This is a genomic window from Pseudonocardia sp. EV170527-09, assembly GCF_008369905.1.
GTDB lineage: Bacteria > Actinomycetota > Actinomycetes > Mycobacteriales > Pseudonocardiaceae > Pseudonocardia.
Genome location: NZ_VRMC01000084.1, coordinates 1 through 24,113 on the forward strand (window position 1 = coordinate 1; position 24,113 = coordinate 24,113).

A 24,113-nucleotide genomic window follows, 5' to 3' on the forward strand; every position below is an offset into this window, starting at 1 on the left:
TCTCGTTCTCAGCAGAGCCCATAGGGTCTGATGTCATCACTCACAGTGCCCATCCCGCCGGACGCTGAGGTCCGGCGTGTCGGGCCGGAACCACCGTTCGTTGCACAGGCCCGCAGCAGCTTGCGGATGTCGGAGAGCAGGCCGTTGGCCATGCTGAACGGTTCCGGCTCGACGATCAGGTCGCGCGGGATCTCGTACGGTTCGAGACCGGCACGGCGCGCGGTGCGCTGCACCGCCGCGGTCAGCTCGCCGTGCAGCGCCTGCGGGTCGGAGACGCGGTCGAGCAGCTCCTGCGACGGGACGACGACCGCGAGCAGGTAGGGCCGGTCGCTGTTGCCGTGGACGAAGACCTGCCGGATCGCCGGGTCGTGGGTGAGGGCAGCCTCCACCTTGGACAGAGCGACGAACTCGCCCTGGGAGAGCTTCTGCACGTTGTTGCGGCGGTCGACGTAGACGAGCCGGTCCGGCCCGACCTGGGCCATGATGTCGCCGGTGCGGTAGTAGCCGTCGTCGTCGAAGACCGAGGACGTGACCTCGGGACGGTTGTAGTAGCCGGGGAAGATGTCGTCGGTCCGCACCAGCAGCTCACCGCGCGGGTGCGGGTGGTCGTCGGTGTGGTAGCCGAGCTCGGGGACGTCGACCAGCTTCCAGGCGGTCACCGGCGGGGACTGGACGAGGCCGTCGACGAGCACGACACCGCACTCGGTGGAGCCGTAGCCCTCGTGCAGCGGCACGCCGAGCACGGCCTGGGCGAACTCCTTCATCTCCGGGGAGATGGGGGCGCTGCCGACGAGTGCGCGCAGGATCCGGCCGCCGAGCACCCGCTCGCGCAGGTCGTCGAGGACGGTCTGTTCGGCGGCGGCCGGGTCCCCGCCGTCACCGGAACGCGCGTGGAGCTCGGACTGGAAGAGCTGGAACAGCATGTCGAAGATCCGCGGCACCACGTGGAACTCGGTCGGCCGGGCGAGCGCGAGATCCTCGAACAGGGTCGACAGGTCCGACCGGGCGACGAAGTACGCGATGCCGCCGGAGCCGAGCGTGCTCAGCAGTACCGTCCGGCCCATCATGTGGCTGAGCGGCATGAAGTTCAGGCTGATCGTCGGGCGGGTGTTGGGCAGGCTCATCGCGTGGCCGCTCCAGGCGCGCCACTGGGCCCGCTGCGGGTACATCGCCCCCTTCGGGGCGCCGGTGCTGCCGGAGGTGTAGATCAGGACGGCGAGGGGGTCGTCGTCGCCGTCGGGGGAGTGCAGCGGGGCGAGCGGGAGCTGCGCGGCGCCGTCGAGGACCTCGTCGAGGGTCTGCACCGTGGGCAGCGCGCCGGCGGCCTCGGCGAGGGCCTCGCGCTCGTCGTCGATCTCGGGGTGGTGGTCGAACACGACCAGGCGCGGGGTCCGCTCGGCGGCGCGGGCCAGCTCGACGGCCTTGCCCAGGTACTCCTGGCTCGTGGCGAGCACGACCGGTGCGGTCTCGTCGACGATCGCCTGCAGCTGCGGCAGCGCCGAGCTGGGCTGCAGGGGCACCGCGACGGCGCCGAGGGCGACGACGGCGAGGTCCACCGTCGCGTACTCGGTGCTGGTGAACCCGATCGTCGCGACGAACTCGCCCGGCCGGACACCGGCGGCCGCCCAGGCGGTGGCGAGCCGGCGGGCCCGCTCCCAGGCGTGGGCGTAGCTGAGGGTGGAGAAGCTGGGCAGCAGCCGCAGGGCCGTCCGGCCGGTCGCGGGATCGGTGTAGGGCTCGGTGTCGCGCTGGGCGAGGGCGGGCCGGTCGCCGTAGCCGGTCATGATGCGGTCGACCGCGGCGGCGAGACCGGGTCCGGCCTCGAGTGCGGCCGCGCGGACGGTCTCGTCGGGCCGCGCGGCCCGGTACTGCGGATCGTTCTCGTCGAGGTCCGCCGCCAGGCGCTCGGCCCGGGCCTCCGGATCGGTGACGTTCACTCAGGCACCCACTTCCTCGTCCGTTCGCGTCCTCCGGCCCGTCCGGGAGGGACGGTCACCAGGGGTTAGCTTTCCTAAGTATTACTCCGCGAAACGACCTTGGGCCATGTGATCGTCGTCGCGATGTGCTTGCGCGACACAAGCATTCGTGGTTTCAGCACGCGTCGTGCGCTTTTCGTAGAGCGCTTGTCGACGGCCGTGATCAGGGCTGGAGCGGACCCAGACCGACGAGCTCCAAGGCCCGCCGGGCGGGTCCGGGCGACACCGTGATCCGCAGGCGGTGCCCGCCGGCGGCCGCGCGGTCGCCCGCCTCGGCGAGCAGCGCGGCGCCGTTGCTCGCGACGTAGGCGGCGCCGTCCACGACCAGGTCGACCGACCCGGCCGCGGCGAGCTCCAGCAGCCTGTCCCGCACGTCCCCGGCACCGGCGAGATCGAGGTCGCCGTCGAGCAGCACCTGCACGACCCCGTCGCGGTGTCCGTGTTCGCGCAGCGCGGTGGTCCGCCTGTCCTCCGACGCCCGCGGCCGGTGGACCGCGGCGGAGCGCGGCGGCGCGGTGGGACGGGCCGTCGGGGCGATCAGCATGCGCACCGCCGTCCCGCCGTCGGTGTGCTCGATCTCGCTGCTGGTCGCGATCGCCCGGATCATCGCCAGACCGAGCCCGCGGTGACCGGGGTCGCTCGGCGGCGGCCGCCATCGGCCGTCGTCGGAGACGCACGCGCTCACCCCGCCCGACGGCGTGTAGCCCAGGCGGAGCCGGACGTCACCGGGCGGGTCGAACCCGGCGTAGCCGTGCTCCACGCTGTTGGCGGCGGCCTCGTCGATCGCGCGGACCAGGTCGTCGCCGAGGTCCTCGCCCAGACCCACCTGGTCGGCCCAGCGCCGGACCCGGCGGCGCATGCCCCTCAGCTCCCGGGCGGACCCGGGGACGGTGAGGTCGATGTCGGGCGGCAGGACGCGGACGCAGACCAGCGCCGCGTCGTCGGTGTGCGCGGCGCCGGCCAGGGCCCGGTCGATGATCTGCCCGGCGAACTGCTCCGGCGGCAGCCCGGCCACCTCGGTGGCGATCCCGGCCAGCCGGTCCAGCCCGTCGTCGACGACCTCGCCGCGGCGCTCGACGAGCCCGTCGGTGTAGAGCACCAGCGTCTGCCCGGCGGCGATGGGGGCGACCCCCTCGCGGAAGGCCGGACGGCCGCGGATCCCCAGGACGGGGTTGTGCCCGCCCGCGAGGTAGCCGCCGCCGTCCTCGTCGACGACCAGCACGGGCAGGTGTCCGGCCCGTGCCCAGCGCAGCTCCCCGCGGCCGGGGTCGACGACCACGCAGGCCGCCGTCGAGTAGCGGGCGCCGGGGATCCAGGTCGCGAACTCGTCGAGCAGCTCCAGCGCGGACGCCGGGTCGCGACCCTGGCGGACGGCCCCGGAGAGGACGGTGCGCAGCTGGGCCATCACCGCGGCCGCCGCGACGCCCTGTCCGACGACGTCGCCCACCGACAGCCCGACCCGCCCGTCGCCGAGGTCGACGACGTCGTACCAGTCGCCGCCGGCCTCGGTGCCCGCGGCGCCCGCCTGGTAGCGCACCGCGATCTCCACGGTGTCGAGGTCGGGCAGCCGGATGGGCAGCAGCGTGCGCTGCAGGGTGTGCGCGACCTCCCGCTCGGCGCGGTAGAGCCGGGCGCGTTCGAGGGCCTGCGCGGCCGGGTCGGTCAGGGCGAGCAGGGTGGCGCGCTCGCTGGGGGGCAGCGGTCGCGGCGTCATGAACGCGGTCGCGATGACCCCGACGGTGCGGGCGGCGGTGACCAGCGGGAGGGTGAAGACGGTCAGGTGGCCGAGGCGGTCGAGCAGCTCGGCCGTCTGCGGGTGGCGCTCGCGCCAGTCGGTGCCCGGTTCCAGCCACAGCGCGCGGGCCTCGCGGGCGGTCACCGCCGCCGGGATCGGCGAGCTCAGCGGCACCTCCTGCCACGCCTGCGGGTCGGCGACCTCGTGCAGGACCAGCGCCCGCAGCTGCTGGGCGGCCGGGTCGAGCTCGTAGACCGCGATGCGGCAGGGGCCGAGCAGCGCCCGCAGGTGGGTGACGACGGTCCGGGCCACCTCGGTCGGGTCGGCGGCCGCCGACAGCTCCGCGGTGGCCTGCTGCAGCAGCGCCAGCCGGTCGGCGTTGGCCCGCTCGTCCGCGAGCAGCAGCGCGTTGTCGAGCGCGAGCGCGGCGCGGTCGGCGAGGTCGGTGACGAGCTCGATGTCGTCGGGGGCGTACGGCGTGGTCTGCGGGCCCCGCACCAGGACCAGGACGGCCAGCGTCCGGCCGCGCGCGGTCAGCGGGACCCCGACCGCGGAGCGCGCCGGGATCGCCGAGCCCGGGACCGTCGCGCCGGGGGCGGTGTCGTCCCACAGGACCGCGGCACCCGCGTCGAGCACCTGTCGGCCGAACGAGGTCTCGTCGGGGCGCTCGTCGAGCAGCTCCTCGCTCGTGGTGTCCTGCGCGGCCCCGGCGGCGCGGACGAGCTGCCCGGCCTCGTCGACGCGGCGGACCGTGCACACGTCGGCCAGTCGGGTCTCGATGAGCAGCGCGGTCAGGCGTCGCAGCCGGTGGTCGACGTCCTCGGCGGTGTCCAGCTCCCGGCTGAGCCGGGCGAGCAGTGCCTGGCGTTCGGACTCGCGGTAGCGCACGGTGATGTCGGTGCCGCTGCCCACCCAGCCGGTCACGGCCCCGTCGGCGTCGGTGTGCAGCGGGACGGCGTGCTCGAGGATCCAGCGGAAGGCGCCGTCGGCGCGGCGGAGCCGGTACTCGATCTGCCAGCCCGTCCCGGACGCGACCGCGCGGGAGAACCGGTTGCGGTAGCGCTGCCGGTCGTGCGGGTGCAGCCCGTCGGTCCAGCCGTCGTCGAGGTCGGCGGAGGCCTCCCGGCCGGTGAACTCCTGCCAGCCGGAGTTGACGTAGGTCCGCGCGCCGTCCGGGTCGGCGACCCAGATCAGGGCCGGTGCCAGGTCGGCCATCGCGGTGAACCGGGCCTCGGCCTCGCGGCGGACCCGCCCCAGCTTCAGGTGGGCGTTGACCCGGGCCACGAGCTCGGCCGCGGAGAACGGTTTGACCAGGTAGTCGTCCGCACCGGCCCCCAGGCCCTCGATCGCGGCCTCCTCACCGGCGCGTGCGGAGAGCAGCAGGACCGGCACCCCGGCCGTCCGACGGTCCCCGCGCAGCGCGGCGAGCAGCTCCATGCCGTCGAGGACGGGCATCATGATGTCGGTGACGACGAGGTCCGGCGGGCGTTCCCGGGCCGCGGTCAGCGCGGACTTCCCGTCCTCGACGAGCTGGACCTCGTACCGGTCGGCCAGCAGGCGCTGCAGGTACTCCCGCATGTCGGCGTTGTCGTCGGCGACGAGGATCCGGCCCGCGGAGGCCGGCGCGTCCGGACCTGCGACGTCCGCCGGGACGGGCGCCGGTGCCGGGCCGGGCAGCCAGCGCAGCGCCTCGCCGACGAACGCCTCCGACGTCGCGGTGGGTGCGCTCTCGGACGCGGTGTCGGCGACGCGGTCCGGGTCGAGGTGCGCGGTGCCGGTCGGGATCCGGACGGTGAACGTGGTGCCCGTGCCCGGTGTGCTCGCCGCGGTGATCGTCCCCCCGTGCAGGGTGACCAGCTCGCGGGTCATGGCGAGCCCGATGCCCGATCCCTCGGTCGAGCGGGCGCGGGTGCCGGCGATGCGGTGGAACCGCTCGAACAGCCGGGGCAGCTCCTCGGCGGGGATCCCGGCCCCGGTGTCGGCGACGGTCAGCTCGACCGCGCTGTCGCCGTCGGCGCGCAGGGCGACCGTGACGTGGCCGTCCAGGGTGAACTTCAGCGCGTTGGACAGCAGGTTGAGGACGACCTTCTCCCAGGACTCCCGGTCGACGTGGACCGGCCAGGGCAGCGGCGGGCAGTCCACCGCGTAGTCCAGCCCGGCGCGCTCCATCGCCGACCGGAACAGGCTGCTCAGCTCGGTGGTGAAGGCGGCGAGGTCGGTGGGCTCGAACGTCGCGCGCAGCCGTCCGGCCTGCAACCGGGAGAAGTCGAGCAGCGTGGTGACGAGCCGTCCGAGGCGCAACGCGTTGCGGTGCACGACGTCGAGCTCCGCGGCGAGCCGGCCCGGCTCCGGCGGGGCGTCGCGCAGCTGCTCGACCGGTCCCATGATCAGGGTCAGGGGCGTGCGGAACTCGTGGCTGACGTTCGAGAAGAAGTCGGTCTTGGCGCGGTCGAGCTCGGCGAGCGCCTCCGCACGCTCACGCTCGGCCTCGTAGGCGCCCGCGGCGACCAGCGCGGCCTCGACCTGCCCCGCCAGGAGGTCGACGAAGGCCCGGTAGCGCTCGTCGAACAGCCGGAACGGGTTCAGCCCGACGACCAGTGCTCCCCGGATGAGGGTCTCGCCCTGCGCCCCGGCGAGCGGGACGAGCACGGCGTGCGACGGTGGCCGGTCCCAGGCGCCGCGGGGCAGCTCCGGCAGGTGGGCGGCGAGGTCGTCGACGACGGCCGTGCCGCCCTCGCGCACCGCGGCGAGCGGCCAGCCCGCCGGGTCGGCCACGGGCGCGTCCGGTGCGACGCCCGTGGAGCCGACCAGCGGGGTCCCGCCGTCCTCGGCGAACTCGTAGACCAGCGCGAACGGCAGGTCCTGCGGGTTGCGGGCCAGCGCCCGCCCGGCCGCGGAGTACACCTGCGCCCGGGTCCGGGCCGGCCCCAGGTCGGCGGCGAGGTCGCGCAGCGTCTGCATGCGGCGTTCGCTGAGCACGCGGTCGGTGTTCTCGGTGACCACGCAGAGCATCCCCGCGACCGCGCCGTCCTCGTGCAACGGGCTGTAGGAGAAGGTGTGGTAGGTCTCCTCGAGGTAGCCGCTGCGTTCGAGGAACAGCAGGAGGTCCTCGCTCCAGGTGGCCCCTCCGCCGGCGAGCACCGACGCGATCATCGGGCCGACGTCGTCCCAGACCTCGGCCCACACCTCGCGGGCGGAGCGGCCGAGCGCCCACGGGTGCTTGTCGCGCAGCGTGTCGCGCCGGTAGGCGTCGTTGTAGAACATCGTGAGGTCCGGGCCCCACGCCATCCACATCGAGAACCGGGAGTCGAGCAGCATCCGGACGACGCTGCGCAGCTCGGGCGACCACTGCTCGGGCGGGCCGAGCGGGTGCGACGACCAGTCGTGTGCTGCCATGGCAGCGTTGACCAGGTCCGGCGGCGGACCCGGGCGTGCGGGAGCGCGGTTCGGGCCGGGTGGGCCGTCGGTCCTCGCCGGACGCGGGCCCGGAACGCCCGCGTCGTCGTCGCCTCGCATGTGCCTCTTTCCCCGCCCCGTCGGAGCTCGACGAAATCTAGCCGACGACGGGCGGGAGCGCCCGGACCGCGCGCGCGTCCGAACGCGTCGTCGGGCGCTCCCACGGCCGGTCCGGGAACGCTGACCCCGGGTGAGGAACGACGCCGACGCTCGGCCCGACCCCGGGCCCGGGGGAGTGGCCCGAGGCTCGGACGGCCTATCGCCGGATGCCGCCGCGGAGCCGGTCCCAGGTGCCGGACGCGACGAGGGCACGGTCGGACGCGGAGAGCGGGGCCTCGGTGAGGAAGGCGCGGGCGTCGAAGTCGTGGGGTCCGTTGAACGGGTAGTCGGTCGCGTGCATGATCCGGTCGATGCCGACGACCTCGGCGCTCCACCGCAGGTAGCGGTGGCTGGCGATGCCGCCCGGAGTCACGAACACGTTGTCCCGGACGTAGTCGGCCAGCGGGCGGTCGAGCCCGGAGGCCCGGTCCAGCAGGGCACTGCGGTCGAGGAAGAACAGGACGGTCTCGCCCCAGTGGCCCAGGACGACCTGCAGGTCCGGGAACCGGTCGAACACTCCGGCCAGGACGAGCCGCAGCAACGCGACACCGGTCTGGTGGTGCCAGCCGAGCCCGCCGGTGCGCAGGAGGCCGAATCCGTCGTAGTAGGCGTCGGCCACCGCGGGCGGCGGGACCGAGGGATGGAGGTGGATCGGCGCGCGCAGGTGCTCGGCGGCCTCGAAGATCGACCAGTACCTCTGGTCGTCGTGGAACACCCCGTCGGTGAGCGAGTGCAGCATCGCGCCGTCGAGCCCGAGCTCGGTGACGGCCCGTCCGAGCTCACGCGCGGCGGACTCGGGGTCGGGTGTGGCGAGCGTGGCGAAGCCCTGGAGACGATCGGGACGGCGGCGCACGGCGTCGGCGATGACGTCGTTCGTCGGGCCCTGCAGCGCGACGGCCTCGGCCGTGGGCAGGCTCTGCAGCCCGGGGGTGGTCAACGAGAGCCCCGCGGTGTCGACGCCCGCGACGTCCATCGCGTGCAGCCGGTCCTCGCCGAGGTCGAGCAGCGGCGCCGTCACGGTCCCGGCGACGGTCCAGCGCAGCACCGGGTCGGTCAGGTCGGGATCGTGGCGGCGCCAGGCGGCGAGCACGTCGGCGGTCGCCATGTGCTCCTCCAGCGCGACGATCCGCGGGGTGGTCGGGGGCGCGCTCACCGGGACTCGATCCGGCCGAGGGGGCTGCCCTCGAACGCGACGGACGCCTCGGACCACGCGAGATCGGCGGGATCGAGCGCGGTGCGCAGGTAGGCGGTGCTCAGCTGCTGCAGGGCGGCGACCCGGGCGGGGTTCCCGTCGGTGGTCTCGGCGGCCTCGTAGCCGGGGATCCCGCCGAGCGAGTGCTCGGCCCCGTACAGCGTGAGCAGGGACTTCCCGGGCGGGCTGAGCCGGTACGGGTCGGCGCTCCACTGCGGGCCGCGGGTGGTCAGCGGGTTCGCGTCGGCGTCGCCCATGACGACGAGCGCGGGCCCGGCCATGGCGGAGAACTCGGCGTCCAGCCACGGGAGCTGCTCGATCACGCCGGGGGCGAGCGAGTCTCCGCCCCGGCCCGCCGTCGCCAGCAGGACGGCGGCCCGCACACGGTCGTCGGAGAGGTCGGTGACGTCGCCGGTGGCGGGGTCGCGGACCTGCAGGCCGAGCAGCATGCCCGCGGTCTGCCCACCGAACGAGTGCCCGGCGGCGACGACGCGGTCGCGGTCGAGGCGTCCGTGCAGGGCCGGGGCCGCGGCCTCGACGGTGTCGAGCCCGTCGAGGATCCGGATCATGTCCCGGACCCGGTGGCGCCACAGCTGCGGCCGGCGCGGGTCGTCCGGGGCGAGCCCGACGGTGCGCGAGTCGAGGAACGTCGGCTGGATCACCGCGAACCCGTTCGCCGCCCAGTGGTCGGTGAGCGGGCCGTAGGCGCGCAGCGACGACCCGAAGCCGTGCGCGAACAGCAGGACCGGGACGGGGTCGTCGCCGACCGGGACCGACACGCGCAGCTGCAGGTCGGGACCGCGGTCCGGGGCGGGCAGCGTCACCGGTGCGACGGACAGGACGGGACTCATCGAGGTCACCCACACTTTCTAAAACGACTGTGCTATGAAGTATTCGTAGAACGATCGTGATAGAAAGTCAAGTCGACGAGGGGAGGGCGAGATGGTGGGACGACCGGTCGACCACCGGCGCCGTGCGGAGCTGCTGGACGCGGCGGTGGACCACGCGGCGGAGCAGGTGTTCACGGAGCTGTCGTTCCGGTCGGTCGCGGCCGCGCTCGGCGTGTCGACGACGACGCTGGTGCACCACTTCGGGACCAAGGAGCGGATGCTCGAGGCGATCCTGGAGCGGTTGCGCGAGCGCGTGGTCGTGGCCACGGCGACACTGGCCGGCCCGGGCGCGGACCTCGCGACGGCGGCGCGCGCGGTGTGGGAGTGGAGCGCCGACCCGCGCCGGGAGGCCACGTTCCGGCTCTTCTTCGCCGTCTACGGGCGGGCCGTGCAGTCGCCGGAGGCGTTCGCGGACTTCCTGGACCGGATCGGCGCCGAGTGGACGCTGTCACTGCGTGCGGCGCAGGGGTCCGGTGTCGAGTCGGACGAGGCGGAGTCCCGGGCCACGCTGGTGGTCGCGACGATCCGTGGTCTGCTGCTGGACCTGCTCGCGGGGGGTGACCGGCGGCGGATCGAGCGGGCTGCGGAGCTTTTCCTGTCCGGTCTGGAGGACGGCTGAGTGATCCGAGCCTGCCCGGGAACAGGCACCGGACGAACTAATCCGAGTCAGGATGATCTGAGTCGGTACTATCTGGTGCCATGGTCACGATGCCGGCGTTCTGGACCGATCCCCTTCCTGTCGCGAACCCCCCTGCCTCGATGAGGCTGTACCAGCTGCCGACGGGGACCTACCGCACCCGGGCCGCGCTCGCGGTCACCGGTGGGTCCTTCCGGGACGTGCGCGCGTTCGCCGCGACCGCCGTCCTCGTCAGCCACCCGCACGGCGATCTCCTGATCGATGCCGGCTTCGGTGCGCACGTCGGTGAGCACGTGAGGATGCTCGCCCGAGTGGAGCGGGCACCCCTCGAACTCGGTAGGACGGTCGCGCAGCAGCTCGACGACGCCGGCTACGACCGCTCCCGCCTCGCGGGTGTCCTGGTGACCCATGTGCACTGGGACCACGTCAGCGGTCTCGACTCGCTCCGGGTGCCGGTCTGGATCAACCGGGAGGAGTTGCGCTACGCGCGGAGCGACCCTCACGGGGCAGTCTTCCGCGCCGTGTCCGCGGGCCTGGAGATCCGTGAGTACGACCTCGGCGGGCCCGCCCATCTCGGCTTCCCCGCGAGCTTCGACGTCCACGGGGACGGCTCGGTCGTCGTCGCCCTCGCCGCCGGGCACACCCACGGCTCCGTCGTCGTGTTCGTGACCCTTCCCGACGGCGACCGGTACGCGTTCATCGGCGATCTGACCTGGCAGATCGACGGCATCACCCGCGGGGCCGAGCGTCCCTGGCCGCTGCGGCGGATGGCCGACGTCGACGCGGACACCGTCCGGCTCGGCCTGCAGCGCAGCATCGCGCTGAGCAGGCTGATGCGGATCGTCCCCTCCCACGACGTCGGCGCCTACGGCTCTCTCCCTCGGCTGACCGGCCCCGTCGCGCCCGCCGATGCGTGAGACTGCAGTGGTGCAGCCGCCGCCTTCCGACTCCGCGCTCCACTCACGCCCCACCCTCGGGCCGGGGCCCGATTCCGAGCTGACCTGGCTCCTTCACCGAGCGGCGCAACGACTGCACACCGTGGTGGGGGCCGCCGCCGCGCGGCACGGACTCACCCTTCGCGACCACATCGTCCTCAGTGCGCTCCACAAGACGCAGGGGCTCACCCAGATCGAGCTCGGGCAGGCCCTGGGCGTGGACAAGACGACCATGGTCGCGGAGCTCGACCGGCTGGAGAAGGCGGGCCTGATCAGACGAGAGGTCGACCCGCGCGACCGGCGCGCTCGCATCCCCGCACTCACCGATGCCGGCGATCGCCGTCGCGAGGAGATCGCCGTCGACGCTGCCGCCGCGGAGGAGGCCGCCGTGCAGAACATCGACCCGGCCTCGCTCACCTCCCTGCGCACGGTCCTCTACGCCATCATCACCACCGCCGACGACCCGGGATCGTACATCTGAGCCGCGACGCCCGCACCGATGCCTGCGGCAGCTGCCCCGAGGCTCACGTGCGGGGCAGCGCCCCCAGGAGCGTCGTCAGCACCACGCTTCGCAGCGTCGCTCTCAGGTCGAGATCCACGACGGCGAGTTCCGGTTCGTCCGCGTAGGCGTCGAGAACGGCGGCTGGTGGAGGAACGTAGGTCGACAGTGCTCCGGCCGACACGAGGGTCATGAAGCAGAACCGCTGTGCGCCGTCGTCGAGCTCGGGGAGGTGGCGGGTCACCAGCATGCGCATGGTCGCCAACCGGGCCAGCGAGGACCGCTTGTGCCGTCGAACGACCTCCGTGGACACGTTGTGCTCCAGAACGCCGCCCTGGGCGGCGATGAGGTCGCAGAGGACGCTCTGCTCCGCCAAGGACCGACTGAGCACGTCCGCGAGCCGATGCGCTCGTGTCGTCATCTCCTCCCGGCCGTCGGCGCCGGTCGCCAGCTGCTCCTCGAGTTCGGACAGCCATGCCCCGAAGAACCTGTCCAGCAGCTCGAGGAGCACCGCCTCGCGGGACTCGAAGTAGCGGAGCACGTTCGACTTCGCCAGGCCCACGCGCCGGCTGAGCTCGTTCAGCGCGAGGTCCGAGACGGGCATCTCCCGGAGCATCGCCGCAGCGGTGTCCAGGATCGCCGTCCGCCGGATCTCTCGCTGTTCCTCGCTGCGCGCTCGTTGGAACTCCACCCCGGCACCCTACTAAAGACCACCAGTCCCTTGACAAGGGACCGGTGGTCTCCTAGCGTCTCCGGAACAACAGACCGGCAGTCTCTTAGGGAGCGTCATGAGTCAGCCCTGGACCGAACAGCACATCCCCGACCAGCACGGCCGGGTCGCCGTGGTCACCGGCGCCAACGTGGGCCTCGGCTTCGAGACGGCACGCATGCTCGCCGAACACGGAGCACGGGTCGTCCTCGCCGTACGCGACATCGAGAAGGGCCGGCAGGCCGCGGCACGCATGGGCGGGGACGTCGGCGTGCAGGCCCTCGATCTGACATCGCTGGAATCCGTCTCCACCGCCGCCGCCGAGCTGCGCGCGACCTACCCTCGGATCGACCTTCTGATCAACAACGCCGGCGTCATGTACACACCGAAGCAGACCACCGCTGACGGCTTCGAGCTGCAGTTCGGAACGAACCATCTCGGACACTTCGCCCTCACCAACCTCCTCCTGGAGCGGCTCCTGCCCGTGCCCGGCTCCCGCGTGGTCACCGTCAGCAGCACCGGCCACCGCATCCGCGCAGCGATCCACTTCGATGATCTGCAGTGGGAACGCTCGTACAGCCGCTCCGCCGCGTACGGCCAGGCCAAGCTCGCGAACCTGATGTTCACCTACGAGCTGCAACGACGACTCGCCCCCCACGGCACGACGCTCGCCGTCGCTGCCCACCCCGGCGTGTCCGACACCGAACTCGCCCGGAACACACCCGCGGCACTGCACGTGCCCATGGGATGGCTGGAACCACTGCTCACGCAGACACCCGAGATGGGTGCGCTCCCCACCGTCCGCGCCGCAACGGATCCCGGCGTACTCGGCGGGCAGTACTACGGCCCCGGCGGCCGAGGCGAGATCCGCGGATACCCGACGCTCGTCCCCTCCAGCGATGCCTCGCACGACCACGCGGTACAGCAGCGGCTGTGGACCGTGTCGGAGGAACTCACCGGGGTGAGCTTCCCCGTGGCGGCGGCAGGTCGCTGAACCCGACCACACCGGCGTCACCGGGCCGCCCTCGGTAGGCTCGCGGTCATGTCCGGAGCGACCGTGAACGACCCCATCGCCGAGCTCGTCGCCTGCCGGGACTGCGGCCGGGACTGCCTGCTGCAGGTCGCGGACCTCTGCGCCGACTGCATCGCCAGGATCGGCACCGCCGACGACGACTACTACCGCGCCTGGCGCACGGAGAACGAGCGCCGTGTGGTCACCGGGGAGCTGACCGGCGCGATCTGACCGGCGCGATCCGACCGGCGCGATCCGACCGCTCCGGTACGTCTCGCCCCGGTCAGCGGATCGCGGTCGCGTTCGGTGGCGAGCCGACGCCCCCGACGAGGTGCAGCGGCTTGACCACGGTCAACGACGTCCAGCCGCCCCCGGCACGACTGTCGGCGACCAGCGCGTCGAGATTCCACAGCTCGCCCAGGACCACGCCGAGCTTGGCGATGAGCTCCTGGTGCATCATCCCGGCGTCCTCGGGGGCGGTCCCGGTGAACGGGCTGCCCGGATCCACCGGCAGCACCTCGACGGCGAAGGTGTCGGTCGCGAACACCGCGACCCGGTGGTCCCAGATCCAGCGCGGCAGCTCGTGCGACTGGCGGAACCCCGTGGCACGGCGCGCGGACCGGACCTCGGCGCGCAGCTCGTCGTCGGCGTCGAGGAACCAGCGGGCCCATCCGGTGTGGACCATGACGAGATCGCCCGGCCGTACCTGTTCGCCCTGGCGCGCCAGCGCGCGGTCCAGGACGCCGGCGTCGAGCGCGGGCCCGGCCCGGTGGTCCAGCGGCGTGCCCTCCTCGGCGAGCAGTCCCGCCACGTCGAGGAGCAGCCCGCGCCCGACGATCGGCTTCTCCGCCCAGCGCTGCACGCCCAGGGCGGGGCCGCCCGCGACGATCGCCGCGTCGGGGACGCCGTCGTAGAAGCCGTACCCGGACGCCCGCCGGTGCCGCAGGCCGTCGACCTGCGACGTGGCCTGCAGGTAGAACCCGTGCAGCACGTCGTCGCGGGCCTGCGCGTGGGCGGAGAGGATCTCGTGTCGGGGCGCGGAACGGGCCCGCGCCATCGGCGGGTCGAACGCGTCGAGGGCGTGGTCGAGGCCGAACACGGCGCCGCGGGTGACCACCGCGGTGCCGGCCCGGACCTCGTCGGCGCCGGCGAAGTTGGCGGTGCCGCGCTCGGGATCGGTGGTGAAGACGCCCCAGCTCGATCCGGGCGGACGGCGCCCGGCCAGCTCGGCGTGGGTGGGCACCTCCCACCGGGCGGGCTCAGTCATCGTCGGCCACGTCGTCGCCGTGGCCGGGGCCCTGCCAGTAGGACAGGACGAACGACAGCAGGCCCGCCGCGGAGGCGCCGCCGAAGGCATACGGCGCCATCGCCTCGGCCCAGCCGCGGGCGGCGGTCGCGTCGCCGAGGCCGAGCAGCGCGGTCTGGCCCACCACGATCACCAGGCCGGCGAGCAGGAAGAACACCACCGTCAGGGCGAACAGGAACGTCGTGACCTTCGCCGCGGTACCGGTGGCGGGGTCGGAAGAGATCGTCGTCGAACTCATGGGTGTCTCCGATACGGGCGGGTCAGACCGGGAGCAGGCCGGTCGCGATCAGGACGCCGATCCCGAGGATCGGCAGGCAGTAGTACGTGAGCAGCGGGACGAACGTCTTCACCGGGTCGACGCGGGCGATGCCGGCGGCGACGTAGATCGGTGCTCCGGACGGCGGTGAGGCACCCTCGGTGGAGGCGAACACGAGCACCGCGGCGGCGGCGACCGGGGCGGGGATGCCCGCCCCGGCGAGCGCGATCACCGCGACCGGCCCGACCGCGGCCATGGTGGCGCTGGCGGTCAGCGGGATCGCGATGGCGACGATGATGACGCCGATCGCGATGGCCATGATCCAGCCGGGTGCGTCCAGCCCGGCGAGCACCGACTCGAGCTGCTCGGCGAGCCCGAGCTCGCCCAGCAGGTTCGCCGCGGAGAACGCCGCGACGATGGTGATGCCGATGACGCCGAAGGACGGCGCGGCCTTGCCGATCGCGGTCCACCAGCCCGAGGTCGTGCGGGGCAGGTGCTTCCGGCCGAGCACGAGGACGAGCACGATCATGAGCACCGGGATCCAGGTGATCAGGCTGATCACGTCGGGCATCGTGTACGGCTGGGCGGCCAGGGTGGTGCCGTCGGCCAGCTCGACCGGCTTCTTCATCGCGTCGGAGACACCGGAGTAGGAGCCGAGCGCGTCGGCGACCGGACCCCGGGTGAGCAGCAGCGGCACGAGGATCGGCCCGAACAGCAGCAGCGAGGTCCACCCCGAGCGCAGGCTGCGCCCGAACGGGATCCGGTCCTCGGCGGCGATCGGCTGGATGCCGTTGCGGCGCACGAGGAACCACGAGAGGACGAACCGGTAGCCCAGGCACCAGAGTCCGGCGATCGCGAGCGGCTTCACGATCTCGTCGGGCTGCATGACGCCCTGTGCAGCCAGCCCTCCGACCAGGATGAACATGGTGGCCGAGAAGGGGAAGGTGACGCCCATGCCGGCACCGCCGGCGACGACGGTCGCGGCCAGCTCGGGCCGCACCCCCGAGCGCTTCATCCACGGCACGGTGACCGAGCCGACCGCCGCGGTGACCGCGGCGCCGACGTGGGCGATGGCACCGAAGATGCCGCCGGCCGCGGTGGCGGTGTAGACCGGCCCTCCGCGCAGCCGCCCGAGCACCGAGTTGAGCAGGTCGATCAGCTTGTCCAGGACCGGGGTGCGGGTCAGCAGGTAGGACATGAACACGAACGCCAGACCGGCGAAGGTGACCTCCTCCTGCAGCGCGTCCAGCACCGACCCGGAGATGGCCGACCAGGCCGATCCGTCCTCGACGGTGCCGCCGAACAGGACGAACGCACAGACGGCCACGAAGCCGAGGATCATGGCCTCGCCGATGTTGCGCTTGAACACCGCGTTCCAGACGATGATCACGCCGACGAAGGCGACCAGCGCCCACACGGCTGTCATCGGACCGGCTCTGCGAGGATCGCGGCACGGCGGCCGGCCTCGTCGGCCTCGACCGCGCGACCGCCCAGCAGGCTCGCCGCGGCCTCGGCGGCCGGGACGACGATGACGCCGTCGTCGTCGCCGACGACCAGGTCACCGGGGTGCACCACGACACCGCCGACGGCCACCGGCACGTCGACCTGGCCGGGGCCGTTCTTGTAGGGGCCGGCCGGGGTGACCGCACGGGCCCAGGCGGAGAAGCCGATCTTCTCCAGCTCGACGACGTCGCGCAGGGCGCCGTCGACGACGATCCCGGCCACCCCACGCTTCTTCGCCCGCTCGGCCATCAGCTCGCCGAGCAGCGCCCGGGTGGTGTCGCCGTGCCCGTTCACGACGAGGACGTCCCCGGCCCGGCACCGGTCGATCGCCCGGTGCAGGGCCAGGTTGTCCCCGGCGCGGACCCACACGGTGCGGGCGCGGCCCACCGCGCGGACGCCGCGCCAGAGCGCGTGGATGCCGCCGTCCATCATGCCCATACGCTCGCGGGCGTCGCCGATGTTGGCCACCGCCAGTCCGGCGTAGGCCGACAGCAGGTCGTCGCCGGGGGCGAGGGCGGCGTCGGCACGGTCGCGGTGCAGTTCGGCCGCCGCCGAGATCATGACCGGCCGCACGCCGAGGGAGTCGAGCAGCTCGGCCGACGCCACGGACTCGGCGGCCCGGCGGTCGGCGTGCTTGAGGGTGCCGTCGTGCAGGCGCTCGGTGGTCTCGTGGCCGCCGGCGAGGGCGTCCGCGATCTGGCCACGCACCCAGTCCTCGGCGTCCGCGGCCGCGCCGGCGGCCACCGACTCGACGATCAGCGCGCCGAGGCCCTTCATGAAGCTGCTGCGCAGCAGCTTGCGCACCGAGGCCGCCCCCGGCTCCCCACCGATGTCCTCGACCGGCGCGCCCAGGGCACGGAAGACCTCTGCGGCCCGCGCCGACGCCACGCCGCTGACCACGACACCGGTCGCGGCACCGTGTTCGGGCACCGAGCCGACGACCGCCACGTCGGCGAAGCGGTGCGGGCCGACGAGCTCGGCCGTCGCCCGCTTGGCGTCGGGGGCCATCGAGTTCATGTCGACGAACACCGCCCCGGGGGGCAGGTGCGCGGCGACCGACTCGGCCGCGGACCGGGCGACCTTCCCGCCGACCAGGCTCAGGACGAGCTCGGCGTCCCGCACGGCCTCGGCGGGGGAGTCGGCCCGCCGCGCGCCGTCGGGGGTCGCGGTGTTCGCGGGGTCGTACCCGGTCACGTCCCAGCCGCGGGCCACGAGCCCCGCCGCGTAGAGCGCTCCGGCCTCGCCGAGTCCCAGCACTGTCGTACGCACGCTGCCTCCTTGCAGGGTTACCGCAGAGTGATAAGCACTCTCGGACTATGGAGAGTGTGTGCACGGAGCGGTAATCTGTCAACGGGCGATGTGTCGGACGCTGAGCGCCACCTACCACTGTGTGAGAATCGCGGGTGTGGCGGCGGAGAGCAGTGAGCAGGCCCGGGGCGAGCGGTCCACCTCGACCATGCGGTCGCTGGAGCGCGCGATCGACGTGTTGGAGGTCCTCGACGACGCCCGTCAGCCGCTGCGCCTCACCGAGATCGCCCGGCGGGCCGGGCTGCCCGTGGCGACCGCGCAGCGGATCCTCACCGTGCTGGAGGCACGCGACCGGGTCGAGCGCGACAGCACCGGCTACCGGCCCGGCGTCGCCCTGACCTTCGGGGCGCATGCCTACCTGGCGACGAACCCGTTGCTGCGCGCGGCGAGCCCGGTGCTGCTCGACCTGGCGGCCGAGACGGGCCTGACGGCGTCGCTGTTCCGCGAGTACCGGGACACCCGGGTGGTGCTCACCCGGGCACACGGGATCCGCCGGCTGCGCTACGAGCTCCCGATCGGGGCCCGGCTGCCGCTGCACGTCGGTGCCGGGAAGGTGCTTCTCGCCCTGCGCCGCACCGAGGACGTGACGGCGGTGCTGGCCCGGGCGGTCGAGGCGGGGGAGCAGGTCGACGAGGTGGCCCTGTCCGCCGACCTCGACGGCATCCGCGAGCGTGGCTACTCGGTGGCGCGCGGCGAGCGGGAGCCCGGCGTCGCCAGCGTCGCGGCGGCGGTGCCCCTGGGCGGGGAGGTGCGCGCCGCGGTGCAGGTCGCCGGGTACATCGACGACATCCCGGAGGACCGCACCGCGGCGCTGGGCACGGAGGTCCGGCGGGCCGCCCTGGCGATCGGGCGGTCGCTGCCCGAGCCCTGAGCGGCCGTGGTCAGCCCGCCGGGACCGGCTCCGCCGTGCCCTGCGCCGTGGAGCCCGGGACCTCGGCGTCGGGGACCGTGGTGACCGGCGCCGCCGGGTTCCCGCCCCAGACACCGCCCGCGCCCACGCGCTCGCCCTTCATCAGGAACGAGTCCGGGGCCAGCACCGCACCGTCGCCGACGACCGTGTCGTAGTGGACGAACACTCCGGCACCGAGCACACAGCCGTCGCCGATCCGGATGTGGTCGGCCTTGAAGACGGCGTCCTCCATCGAGTGCGCCTGCAGGATCACCCCGGCACCGAGCACGGTGTCGTCGCCGATCGCGACCAGGGTCTTCTCGCTGATCGCGGCGCCGTCGTCGAACACCCGACGGCCCACCCGGACCCCGAGCAGCCGCCAGACGAGCGGCTTGAGGGGGGTGCCGTTGAGCAGCGACGGCTGGATGCTCAGCTTCCAGAACCGCTCATGCCACCAGAAGTAGCGGTCGTAGATCGAGCAGTGCTGCGGCTGCAACCGCCGGAACCCGGTCGCCGCCCGTTCGACGAGCACGCCGACGACCAGGTCGGCGAGCCCGCCGGCCAGGGCGCCACCGGCGATCGCGAGCGGGCCCGCGGTCGCCAGGAAGCCCGCCGCCACCAGCCCGACGGTCAGCAGCACGTGCAGCCGTACCCAGGTGACCAGCAGGAACAGCGCCATCGTGGCCAGGTTGTGCCGGTCCTTCGCGGCGAGCCTGCGGCGCAGCCGCTCCCCGGTGACGGCGAGGCGCGGGTCCTCCGGGCGGGCCCGGGGGATCTCGAACGCGGGCGAGCCCAGCAGGCCGACGTCGCGCCGGCGCGGCCCGTCGGTGGGGATCATGGTCTTGGTGCCGACCAGGCAGCCGTCGCCGATCCGGTCGCCGGCCGGGACGGTCAGGACGTTGCCGAGGAAGCAGTCCGCGCCGAGGCCGACCGGCCCGGTCCGGAACGAGGTGCTGGTGAACTCCGCGGTCCGCAGGAACACCCCGTCGGAGAGCATCGTGTTCGGCCCGATCGTCACCAGGTTCGGCACCTCGTGGGCGATGTCGGCGCCGACGTTCGAGCCGGTCTGGCCGCCGCGGGCGATGCGGTAGCCGATCCGGCGCAGGTAGCCGACGACGAAGGAGCTGTCCCCGAACAGCTGGACGAACAGCGGCACGTTGCTCAGCCGTGCGACCGTGCGGTGGCACCAGTGCGCGGCGCCGTAGAGCCGGTGCACCCGGCCGGGTCGCAGCAGCGGCCAGAGCAGCCGCGGCACCAGGGTGACGACCAGCAGCCCGGTCACCAGCGCGGCGGTACCCGCGGCCAGCGACAGTCCGAGCCCGAGCGGGGTCACCGCCAGGGCGAGCAGGTCGCCGGGGTCGCGCCCGTCGACCAGTGCGGTGACCCGCGGCCCGTCGTCCAGCACGGCGACGGCGAGGGGCACCATCGCGGGCCCGGCCAGGAACAGGGTGAGCAGCTGGACGGTCGCGAACACCGCCCGGCGGGCGGTCGAACAGCGGGCCGGATCCGGGCCGCGGAAGTCCGACGTCGTCGGGACGGCCGGTGAGCCGTGCGCACGGGTGCCGTCGGGGATCCGGGCGCCCCGCGGCAGCGACGACGCGTGCCCCAGCTGGGCGTCGTCGCCGACGACGCTGTCGATGTCGAGGACGGTCGCGTCGGACACGACCGCGCCGCGGCCGATCGTGACCGGCCCGGTGACGATCCGGCCGCGCTCCACCCGGTAGCCGGTGAACGAGCTGCGTGACCGGACGACCGTGCCGTCGCCGATGGAGATCAGGTCGGTGCAGACCGGGACGGTGCGGGAGAACACCACGGCCCCGCGCCCCACCCGGGCCCCGAGCGCGCGCAGGTGCAGCAGGTAGAGCGGGGAGCCGGCGAACAGCACCATCGGGCTGGTCCGCACCAGCGTGGCGACGATCCAGAACCGCAGGTGCGCCGCGCTCCACAGCGGGATCTCCCCGGCCCGCCAGCGCCCGACGAGCAGCCACTTCGCCAGCACCGGCACGAGCGTGAGCAGTAGGAACGTCGCGACGAGGGCGGTGCCGGACCGCTCGAACAGGTCGAGCAGGCCGGTCGCGAGGTCCATCCACGCGATGTCGGCCCAGGCGACCACGGCGCCGGCGGCCAGACCGAGCAGCAGCACGAGCGCCTGCACCGTCCCGCACACGAGGTGCCGCACCCGGCCCACCGGCGGGGGAGCGGCGGGGGCGACGGCCGGTGTCGTGCCGACGGTGCCGGGCCCGGTCCGGTCGAGCAGCGCGGCGAGCGAGCGCACCGTGGGGTGCTGGTAGAGCACCCGCATCCCGACCGGGCAGGACGGTCCGCGCCGGTCGCGGACCAGCGCCGCGAACTGGGCGAGCGCGAGGGAGTCCGCGCGAAGGTCGTCGACCAGGTGGCTCTGCACGGACACCTCGGCGAGTCCCAGGGACTCCCCGAGCAGCGCCGCGAGCTCGGCCTCGGTCGCCGTCGCCGGTGCGACGACCGGTGCCGACGACGCCGTGCCCCGCCCGCTCGGCGCGGGCAGCGCCGACCGGTCGACCTTGCCGCTGGTCGTGGTGGGCAGGGTGGGCACGTGCTCGTAGCAGGCGGGGACCATGTGCGCGGGCAGCCGCGCCCGCAGCCCGGCGGCGACCTCGTGGTCGTCGATGCGCAGGCCGGGGCCGGTGCAGTAGTAGGCGACCAGCTCCGGCACCGAGGGCCGCACCTCGTGCACGGTCACCGCGGCGGCGGCGATGCCGGGCAGGTCGGCGAGCACCGACTCGATCTCGGAGAGCTCGACGCGGAACCCACGGATCTTGACCTGGCCGTCGGCCCGGCCGACGAAGCTCAGTCCCTCCGGGTCGGCCCGCACGAGGTCGCCGCTGCGGTAGGCCCGCTGCGGGCCGAGCGCGGGGACCGGGGAGAAGCGGTCGCGGTCCTTGTCGCGGTCCAGGTAGCGGGCGGTGCCGACACCGGCGATCACCAGCTCACCGACCTCACCGGACCCGACCGGCCCGCCCGTCGCCGGGTCGAGGACCGCGAGCCGCCACCCCGCGAGCGGCAGCCCGATGCGGACGGGACCGTCCTCGGTCAGCCGGGCGGCGCAGGAGACGACGGTGGCCTCGGTGGGGCCGTAGGTGTTCCAGACCTCCGGGCAGGCCCGGGCCAGCCGGTGCGCCAGCGGCTCGGAGCACGCCTCGCCACCCAGGATCAGCAGCCGCACCGCGCGGAGCTGCTCGGCGGTCCACAGCGCCGCCAGCGTCGGCACGGTCGAGACGACGGTGATCCCCAGCTCGACGAGCCGGTCCCCGAACTCGGCGCCGGAGCGCACGAGTGCGCGCGGCACCGGGACCAGACAGGCGCCGTGCCGCCAGGCCAGCCACATCTCCTCGCAGGAGGCGTCGAAGGCGACCGACAGCCCGGCGAGGATCCGGTCGCCGGGGCCGAGCGGACGGTCCCGGGCGAACAGGCGGGCCTCGGCGTCGACGAACGCGGCGGCGCTGCGGTGGGTGACCGCGACACCCTTAGGTGTGCCGGTGGAGCCGGAGGTGAAGATGACCCAGGCGTCGTCGCGGACGACCGGGCCGCGCGAGGGGACGCGGCGCGGGTGCACCGGCCCGGGCACGATCCGCCCGCCGGCCTCGACCACGGCGCACACCGCGGCCTCGGTGAACACGGTGCGTGCGCGCTCGTGCGGGTCGTCGGCGTCGACCGGGACGTAGGCGGCGCCGCGGCGCAGGACCGCGAGGATCGCCACGTACAGGTGGGGGGTGCCCGACGGCACCCGGATCCCGACCCGGTCGCCGCGGCCGACCCCGCAGGCGGCGAGCCGGGCTGCGGTCCGCTCGACGGCCGCCCGCAGCCCGGCGTAGTCGAGCCGGATCCCGCCGGTGTCCAGGGCCGGGGCGTGCGGATGGTCGGCGACGGTGCGGGTGAAGACGTCCCACAGCGTGCGGGGCGGCGTGGGGGGTGCGCCGGTCAGGACGCTCCCGTGGGTCGCGTGCCGTCCCGGCGCCGCGGGCAGGCGGACGGTGACCCCGCCGAACGGGTCCCGCGGCGGGGAGCCCGGCCGCAGGGGAATCGTGCCGGGACCGAACTGCGACACCGAAGCCCTCCAGAAACGTCGTCGAACGGCCGGAGACTAACCCGTGGAATGAACACCCCTGACCCGGGTGTGCCCTTTCCTGCTCGACGACGCACGGTGCGTCACGCATTCTTCGCCCGATGTCCACCGGGCGAGAAGTCCGGTTGCTTTACGTGTTGGTTATCTGCTCTTGGAGGAGTTCCGGCCGGCCGACGCCGTTGTCCGTCAGCAGTTCAGAGAGCCGTTCCTGCGGATCGCCGGCCGTCGGTCGGTGAACGCGTCGTCCGGTGCGGCGGGCGTCGGACGACCGTTCGGCGCGACCGTGAAATGCGTCGCCCCGTTGCGGTAAAGGAATGGTCAGAAATCGACCGGGAATGCGCGTCCCGCCCGGACCCGAGCCGTGGCTCAGCCGAGCAGGTGGTCGCGGAACCAGTCCCGGGCCGGGTGCGCGGACGCGGTGAACCCGTCGACGTAGGCGTCGAAGTGGCCACCGGGCAGGATCTCCAGGCGCTTGGGCTCGCGGGCCCGCTCGTAGGCGTCGATCGCCAGGTGGGTCGGGGTGAGCACGTCGTTCCGGGCCGGGAGCAGCAGCAGCGGGGTCGGGCTGATCTGCGCGATGTAGTCCACCGGGTTGTACTCGGCGAGCATCTCGACGCTGCGCAGCGTCACCTCGTTGCGCCAGTTCGGCGCGCGCAGCTCGTGGGTCCGGGTGAACCAGGCCCACGAGTCCGGTGTGGGCAGCGCCGACGGGGCCAGCGGATCCTCGGCCACGACGGGCACCATCGCCGGGTCCTTGCCGTGGAAGCGGTCGAGACGGTCGGCGTCGAACTGTGCCCGGAACCCGTCGAGGAAGTCCGCGCGGACCAGCGCGCGCAGGTTGTCGTAGCCGCTGACCAGCGGGACCTGGGCGACGACGGCCTTCACCCTACGGTCGATCGCAGCGACGACGAGCACGTGCCCGCCCGAGTAGCTCGAGCCCCACACCCCGATCCGGGCGGCGTCGGTCTCCGCCAGCGTGGTGGCGTAGGTGATGGCGTGCCGGTAGTCACGGACCTGCGCCCACGGGTCGATCTCCTGACGGGGAGTGCCGTCGCTGTCGCCGAAGTTGCGGTTGTCGAAGACCAGCGCGTTGAGCCCCCCGGCGGCGAACAGCTCGGCGTAGTGGTCGAGGTACATCTCCTTGACCGCGGAGTAGCCGTGGGCCATGACGACCGTCGGTGCCGGACCGGCGGTGCCCTCGGCCTCCTGGAACCATCCGCGCAGCGTCACACCCTCGGCGTCGAACTCCACATCACGACGGGCCATGGTGCCCTCCTCGGGGTCGGTGGTCGCCGGCCCGACGGAACGGTGCTCAACCCGGGGCCGCTGTGTCCCCAGTCTCACCGTCGTCGCCGCCGGTTCCTTGAACCGTCGTGCCAGGCCCTTGGACCTGCGTGTCACGGGCCCACTCGCGCCAGGTACTCGGGGGGACTCCGTAGGCGGCCTTGAACGAGCGGCTGAAGTGGCTGGTGTCGGAGAACCCCCAGCGGTGCGCGATCGCCGATGTCCGGGGACGGGCTGTGGTGTCGGTTGATGGACGACCTGACGTGTCGTTGGCCCGGGCGCGATCATGACACGGCTGCCGGGACCGGGGACAGTGCTCTGTCCT

18 protein-coding genes are annotated in these 24,113 nt (G+C 73.6%); 6 read left to right on the forward strand and 12 right to left on the reverse strand.

Translation table 11 applies throughout. From position 1 onward, the window contains the following. Positions 1 to 8 precede the first annotated feature (8 nt). The 4 genes from FVA95_RS22195 to FVA95_RS22210 form a co-directional block, all read right to left on the reverse strand. On the reverse strand, positions 9 to 1,937 hold the full coding sequence (locus tag FVA95_RS22195; RefSeq protein WP_240051661.1) for an AMP-binding protein: 1,929 nt from the start codon (positions 1,935 to 1,937) through the stop codon (positions 9 to 11). Positions 1,938 to 2,139: 202 nt separating this feature from the next. Continuing rightward, entirely contained in the window at positions 2,140 to 7,107 is a 4,968-nt protein-coding gene (locus FVA95_RS22200) for a SpoIIE family protein phosphatase (protein ID WP_149665879.1), read from the reverse strand. 316 nt (positions 7,108 to 7,423) lie between these two features. After that, on the reverse strand, positions 7,424 to 8,419 hold the full coding sequence (locus FVA95_RS22205; protein WP_240051662.1) for an amidohydrolase family protein: 996 nt from the start codon (positions 8,417 to 8,419) through the stop codon (positions 7,424 to 7,426). After that, positions 8,416 to 9,309, reverse strand: coding sequence for a chlorophyllase (locus FVA95_RS22210; protein ID WP_149665880.1), 894 nt, complete (start codon positions 9,307 to 9,309; stop codon positions 8,416 to 8,418). The genes FVA95_RS22205 and FVA95_RS22210 overlap by 4 nt, the downstream gene beginning before the upstream one ends. A 91-nt stretch (positions 9,310 to 9,400) precedes the next feature. Here FVA95_RS22210 and FVA95_RS22215 point away from each other — a divergent pair, with 91 nt between their 5' ends. The 3 genes from FVA95_RS22215 to FVA95_RS22225 all read left to right on the forward strand — a co-directional run bounded on the left by FVA95_RS22215 (position 9,401) and on the right by FVA95_RS22225 (position 11,401). Then, positions 9,401 to 9,967, forward strand: coding sequence for a TetR/AcrR family transcriptional regulator (locus FVA95_RS22215; protein WP_149665881.1), 567 nt, complete (start codon positions 9,401 to 9,403; stop codon positions 9,965 to 9,967). A 140-nt stretch (positions 9,968 to 10,107) separates the two neighbouring features. Further along, positions 10,108 to 10,902, forward strand: coding sequence for an MBL fold metallo-hydrolase (locus tag FVA95_RS22220; RefSeq protein WP_205015935.1), 795 nt, complete (start codon positions 10,108 to 10,110; stop codon positions 10,900 to 10,902). Positions 10,903 to 11,023: 121 nt separating this feature from the next. Then, complete coding sequence (locus tag FVA95_RS22225) at positions 11,024 to 11,401, forward strand: MarR family winged helix-turn-helix transcriptional regulator (RefSeq protein WP_240051663.1); 378 nt, start codon at positions 11,024 to 11,026, stop codon at positions 11,399 to 11,401. A 43-nt stretch (positions 11,402 to 11,444) separates the two neighbouring features. On the opposite strand, the gene FVA95_RS22230 is transcribed toward FVA95_RS22225, so the two are convergent. Then, a complete protein-coding gene (locus tag FVA95_RS22230) occupies positions 11,445 to 12,110 on the reverse strand; it encodes a TetR/AcrR family transcriptional regulator (protein ID WP_149665884.1) in 666 nt (221 codons plus the stop codon). A gap of 97 nt (positions 12,111 to 12,207) precedes the next feature. Here FVA95_RS22230 and FVA95_RS22235 point away from each other — a divergent pair, with 97 nt between their 5' ends. Together FVA95_RS22235 and FVA95_RS22240 are read left to right on the forward strand one after the other, a co-directional pair. Continuing rightward, complete coding sequence (locus FVA95_RS22235) at positions 12,208 to 13,122, forward strand: SDR family NAD(P)-dependent oxidoreductase (protein ID WP_149665885.1); 915 nt, start codon at positions 12,208 to 12,210, stop codon at positions 13,120 to 13,122. Positions 13,123 to 13,170: 48 nt separating this feature from the next. After that, positions 13,171 to 13,371, forward strand: coding sequence for a hypothetical protein (locus tag FVA95_RS22240; protein WP_149665886.1), 201 nt, complete (start codon positions 13,171 to 13,173; stop codon positions 13,369 to 13,371). A gap of 52 nt (positions 13,372 to 13,423) precedes the next feature. Here FVA95_RS22240 and FVA95_RS22245 read toward each other — a convergent pair whose 3' ends face one another. From FVA95_RS22245 to FVA95_RS22260, 4 genes are read right to left on the reverse strand one after another with little or no spacing between them, the layout of a single operon-like run. Further along, on the reverse strand, positions 13,424 to 14,407 hold the full coding sequence (locus tag FVA95_RS22245) for a cyclase family protein (RefSeq protein WP_193564401.1): 984 nt from the start codon (positions 14,405 to 14,407) through the stop codon (positions 13,424 to 13,426). Then, positions 14,400 to 14,684, reverse strand: a complete 285-nt coding sequence (locus FVA95_RS22250) for a hypothetical protein (protein WP_149665887.1) — start codon at positions 14,682 to 14,684, stop codon at positions 14,400 to 14,402. The genes FVA95_RS22245 and FVA95_RS22250 overlap by 8 nt, the downstream gene beginning before the upstream one ends. A 22-nt stretch (positions 14,685 to 14,706) precedes the next feature. After that, complete coding sequence (locus tag FVA95_RS22255) at positions 14,707 to 16,128, reverse strand: TRAP transporter large permease subunit (protein WP_149665888.1); 1,422 nt, start codon at positions 16,126 to 16,128, stop codon at positions 14,707 to 14,709. Next, entirely contained in the window at positions 16,125 to 17,474 is a 1,350-nt protein-coding gene (locus FVA95_RS22260; protein ID WP_149665889.1) for an NAD(P)-binding domain-containing protein, read from the reverse strand. The genes FVA95_RS22255 and FVA95_RS22260 overlap by 4 nt, the downstream gene beginning before the upstream one ends. A gap of 136 nt (positions 17,475 to 17,610) precedes the next feature. On the opposite strand from FVA95_RS22260, the gene FVA95_RS22265 reads away from it, so the two are divergent. Then, positions 17,611 to 18,384 (forward strand): IclR family transcriptional regulator, encoded by a 774-nt coding sequence (locus tag FVA95_RS22265; protein ID WP_161992392.1) that lies wholly within the window; start codon positions 17,611 to 17,613, stop codon positions 18,382 to 18,384. A gap of 10 nt (positions 18,385 to 18,394) precedes the next feature. Here the strand turns inward: FVA95_RS22265 and FVA95_RS22270 are convergent, their stop codons facing one another. From FVA95_RS22270 to FVA95_RS33115, 3 genes are all read right to left on the reverse strand, one after another. Further along, positions 18,395 to 22,486 (reverse strand): Pls/PosA family non-ribosomal peptide synthetase, encoded by a 4,092-nt coding sequence (locus FVA95_RS22270; protein ID WP_149665891.1) that lies wholly within the window; start codon positions 22,484 to 22,486, stop codon positions 18,395 to 18,397. Positions 22,487 to 22,870: 384 nt separating this feature from the next. Then, entirely contained in the window at positions 22,871 to 23,770 is a 900-nt protein-coding gene (locus FVA95_RS22275) for an alpha/beta hydrolase (protein ID WP_149665892.1), read from the reverse strand. A gap of 46 nt (positions 23,771 to 23,816) precedes the next feature. Continuing rightward, entirely contained in the window at positions 23,817 to 24,002 is a 186-nt protein-coding gene (locus FVA95_RS33115; protein WP_240051664.1) for a helix-turn-helix domain-containing protein, read from the reverse strand. Positions 24,003 to 24,113: the final 111 nt, after the last annotated feature.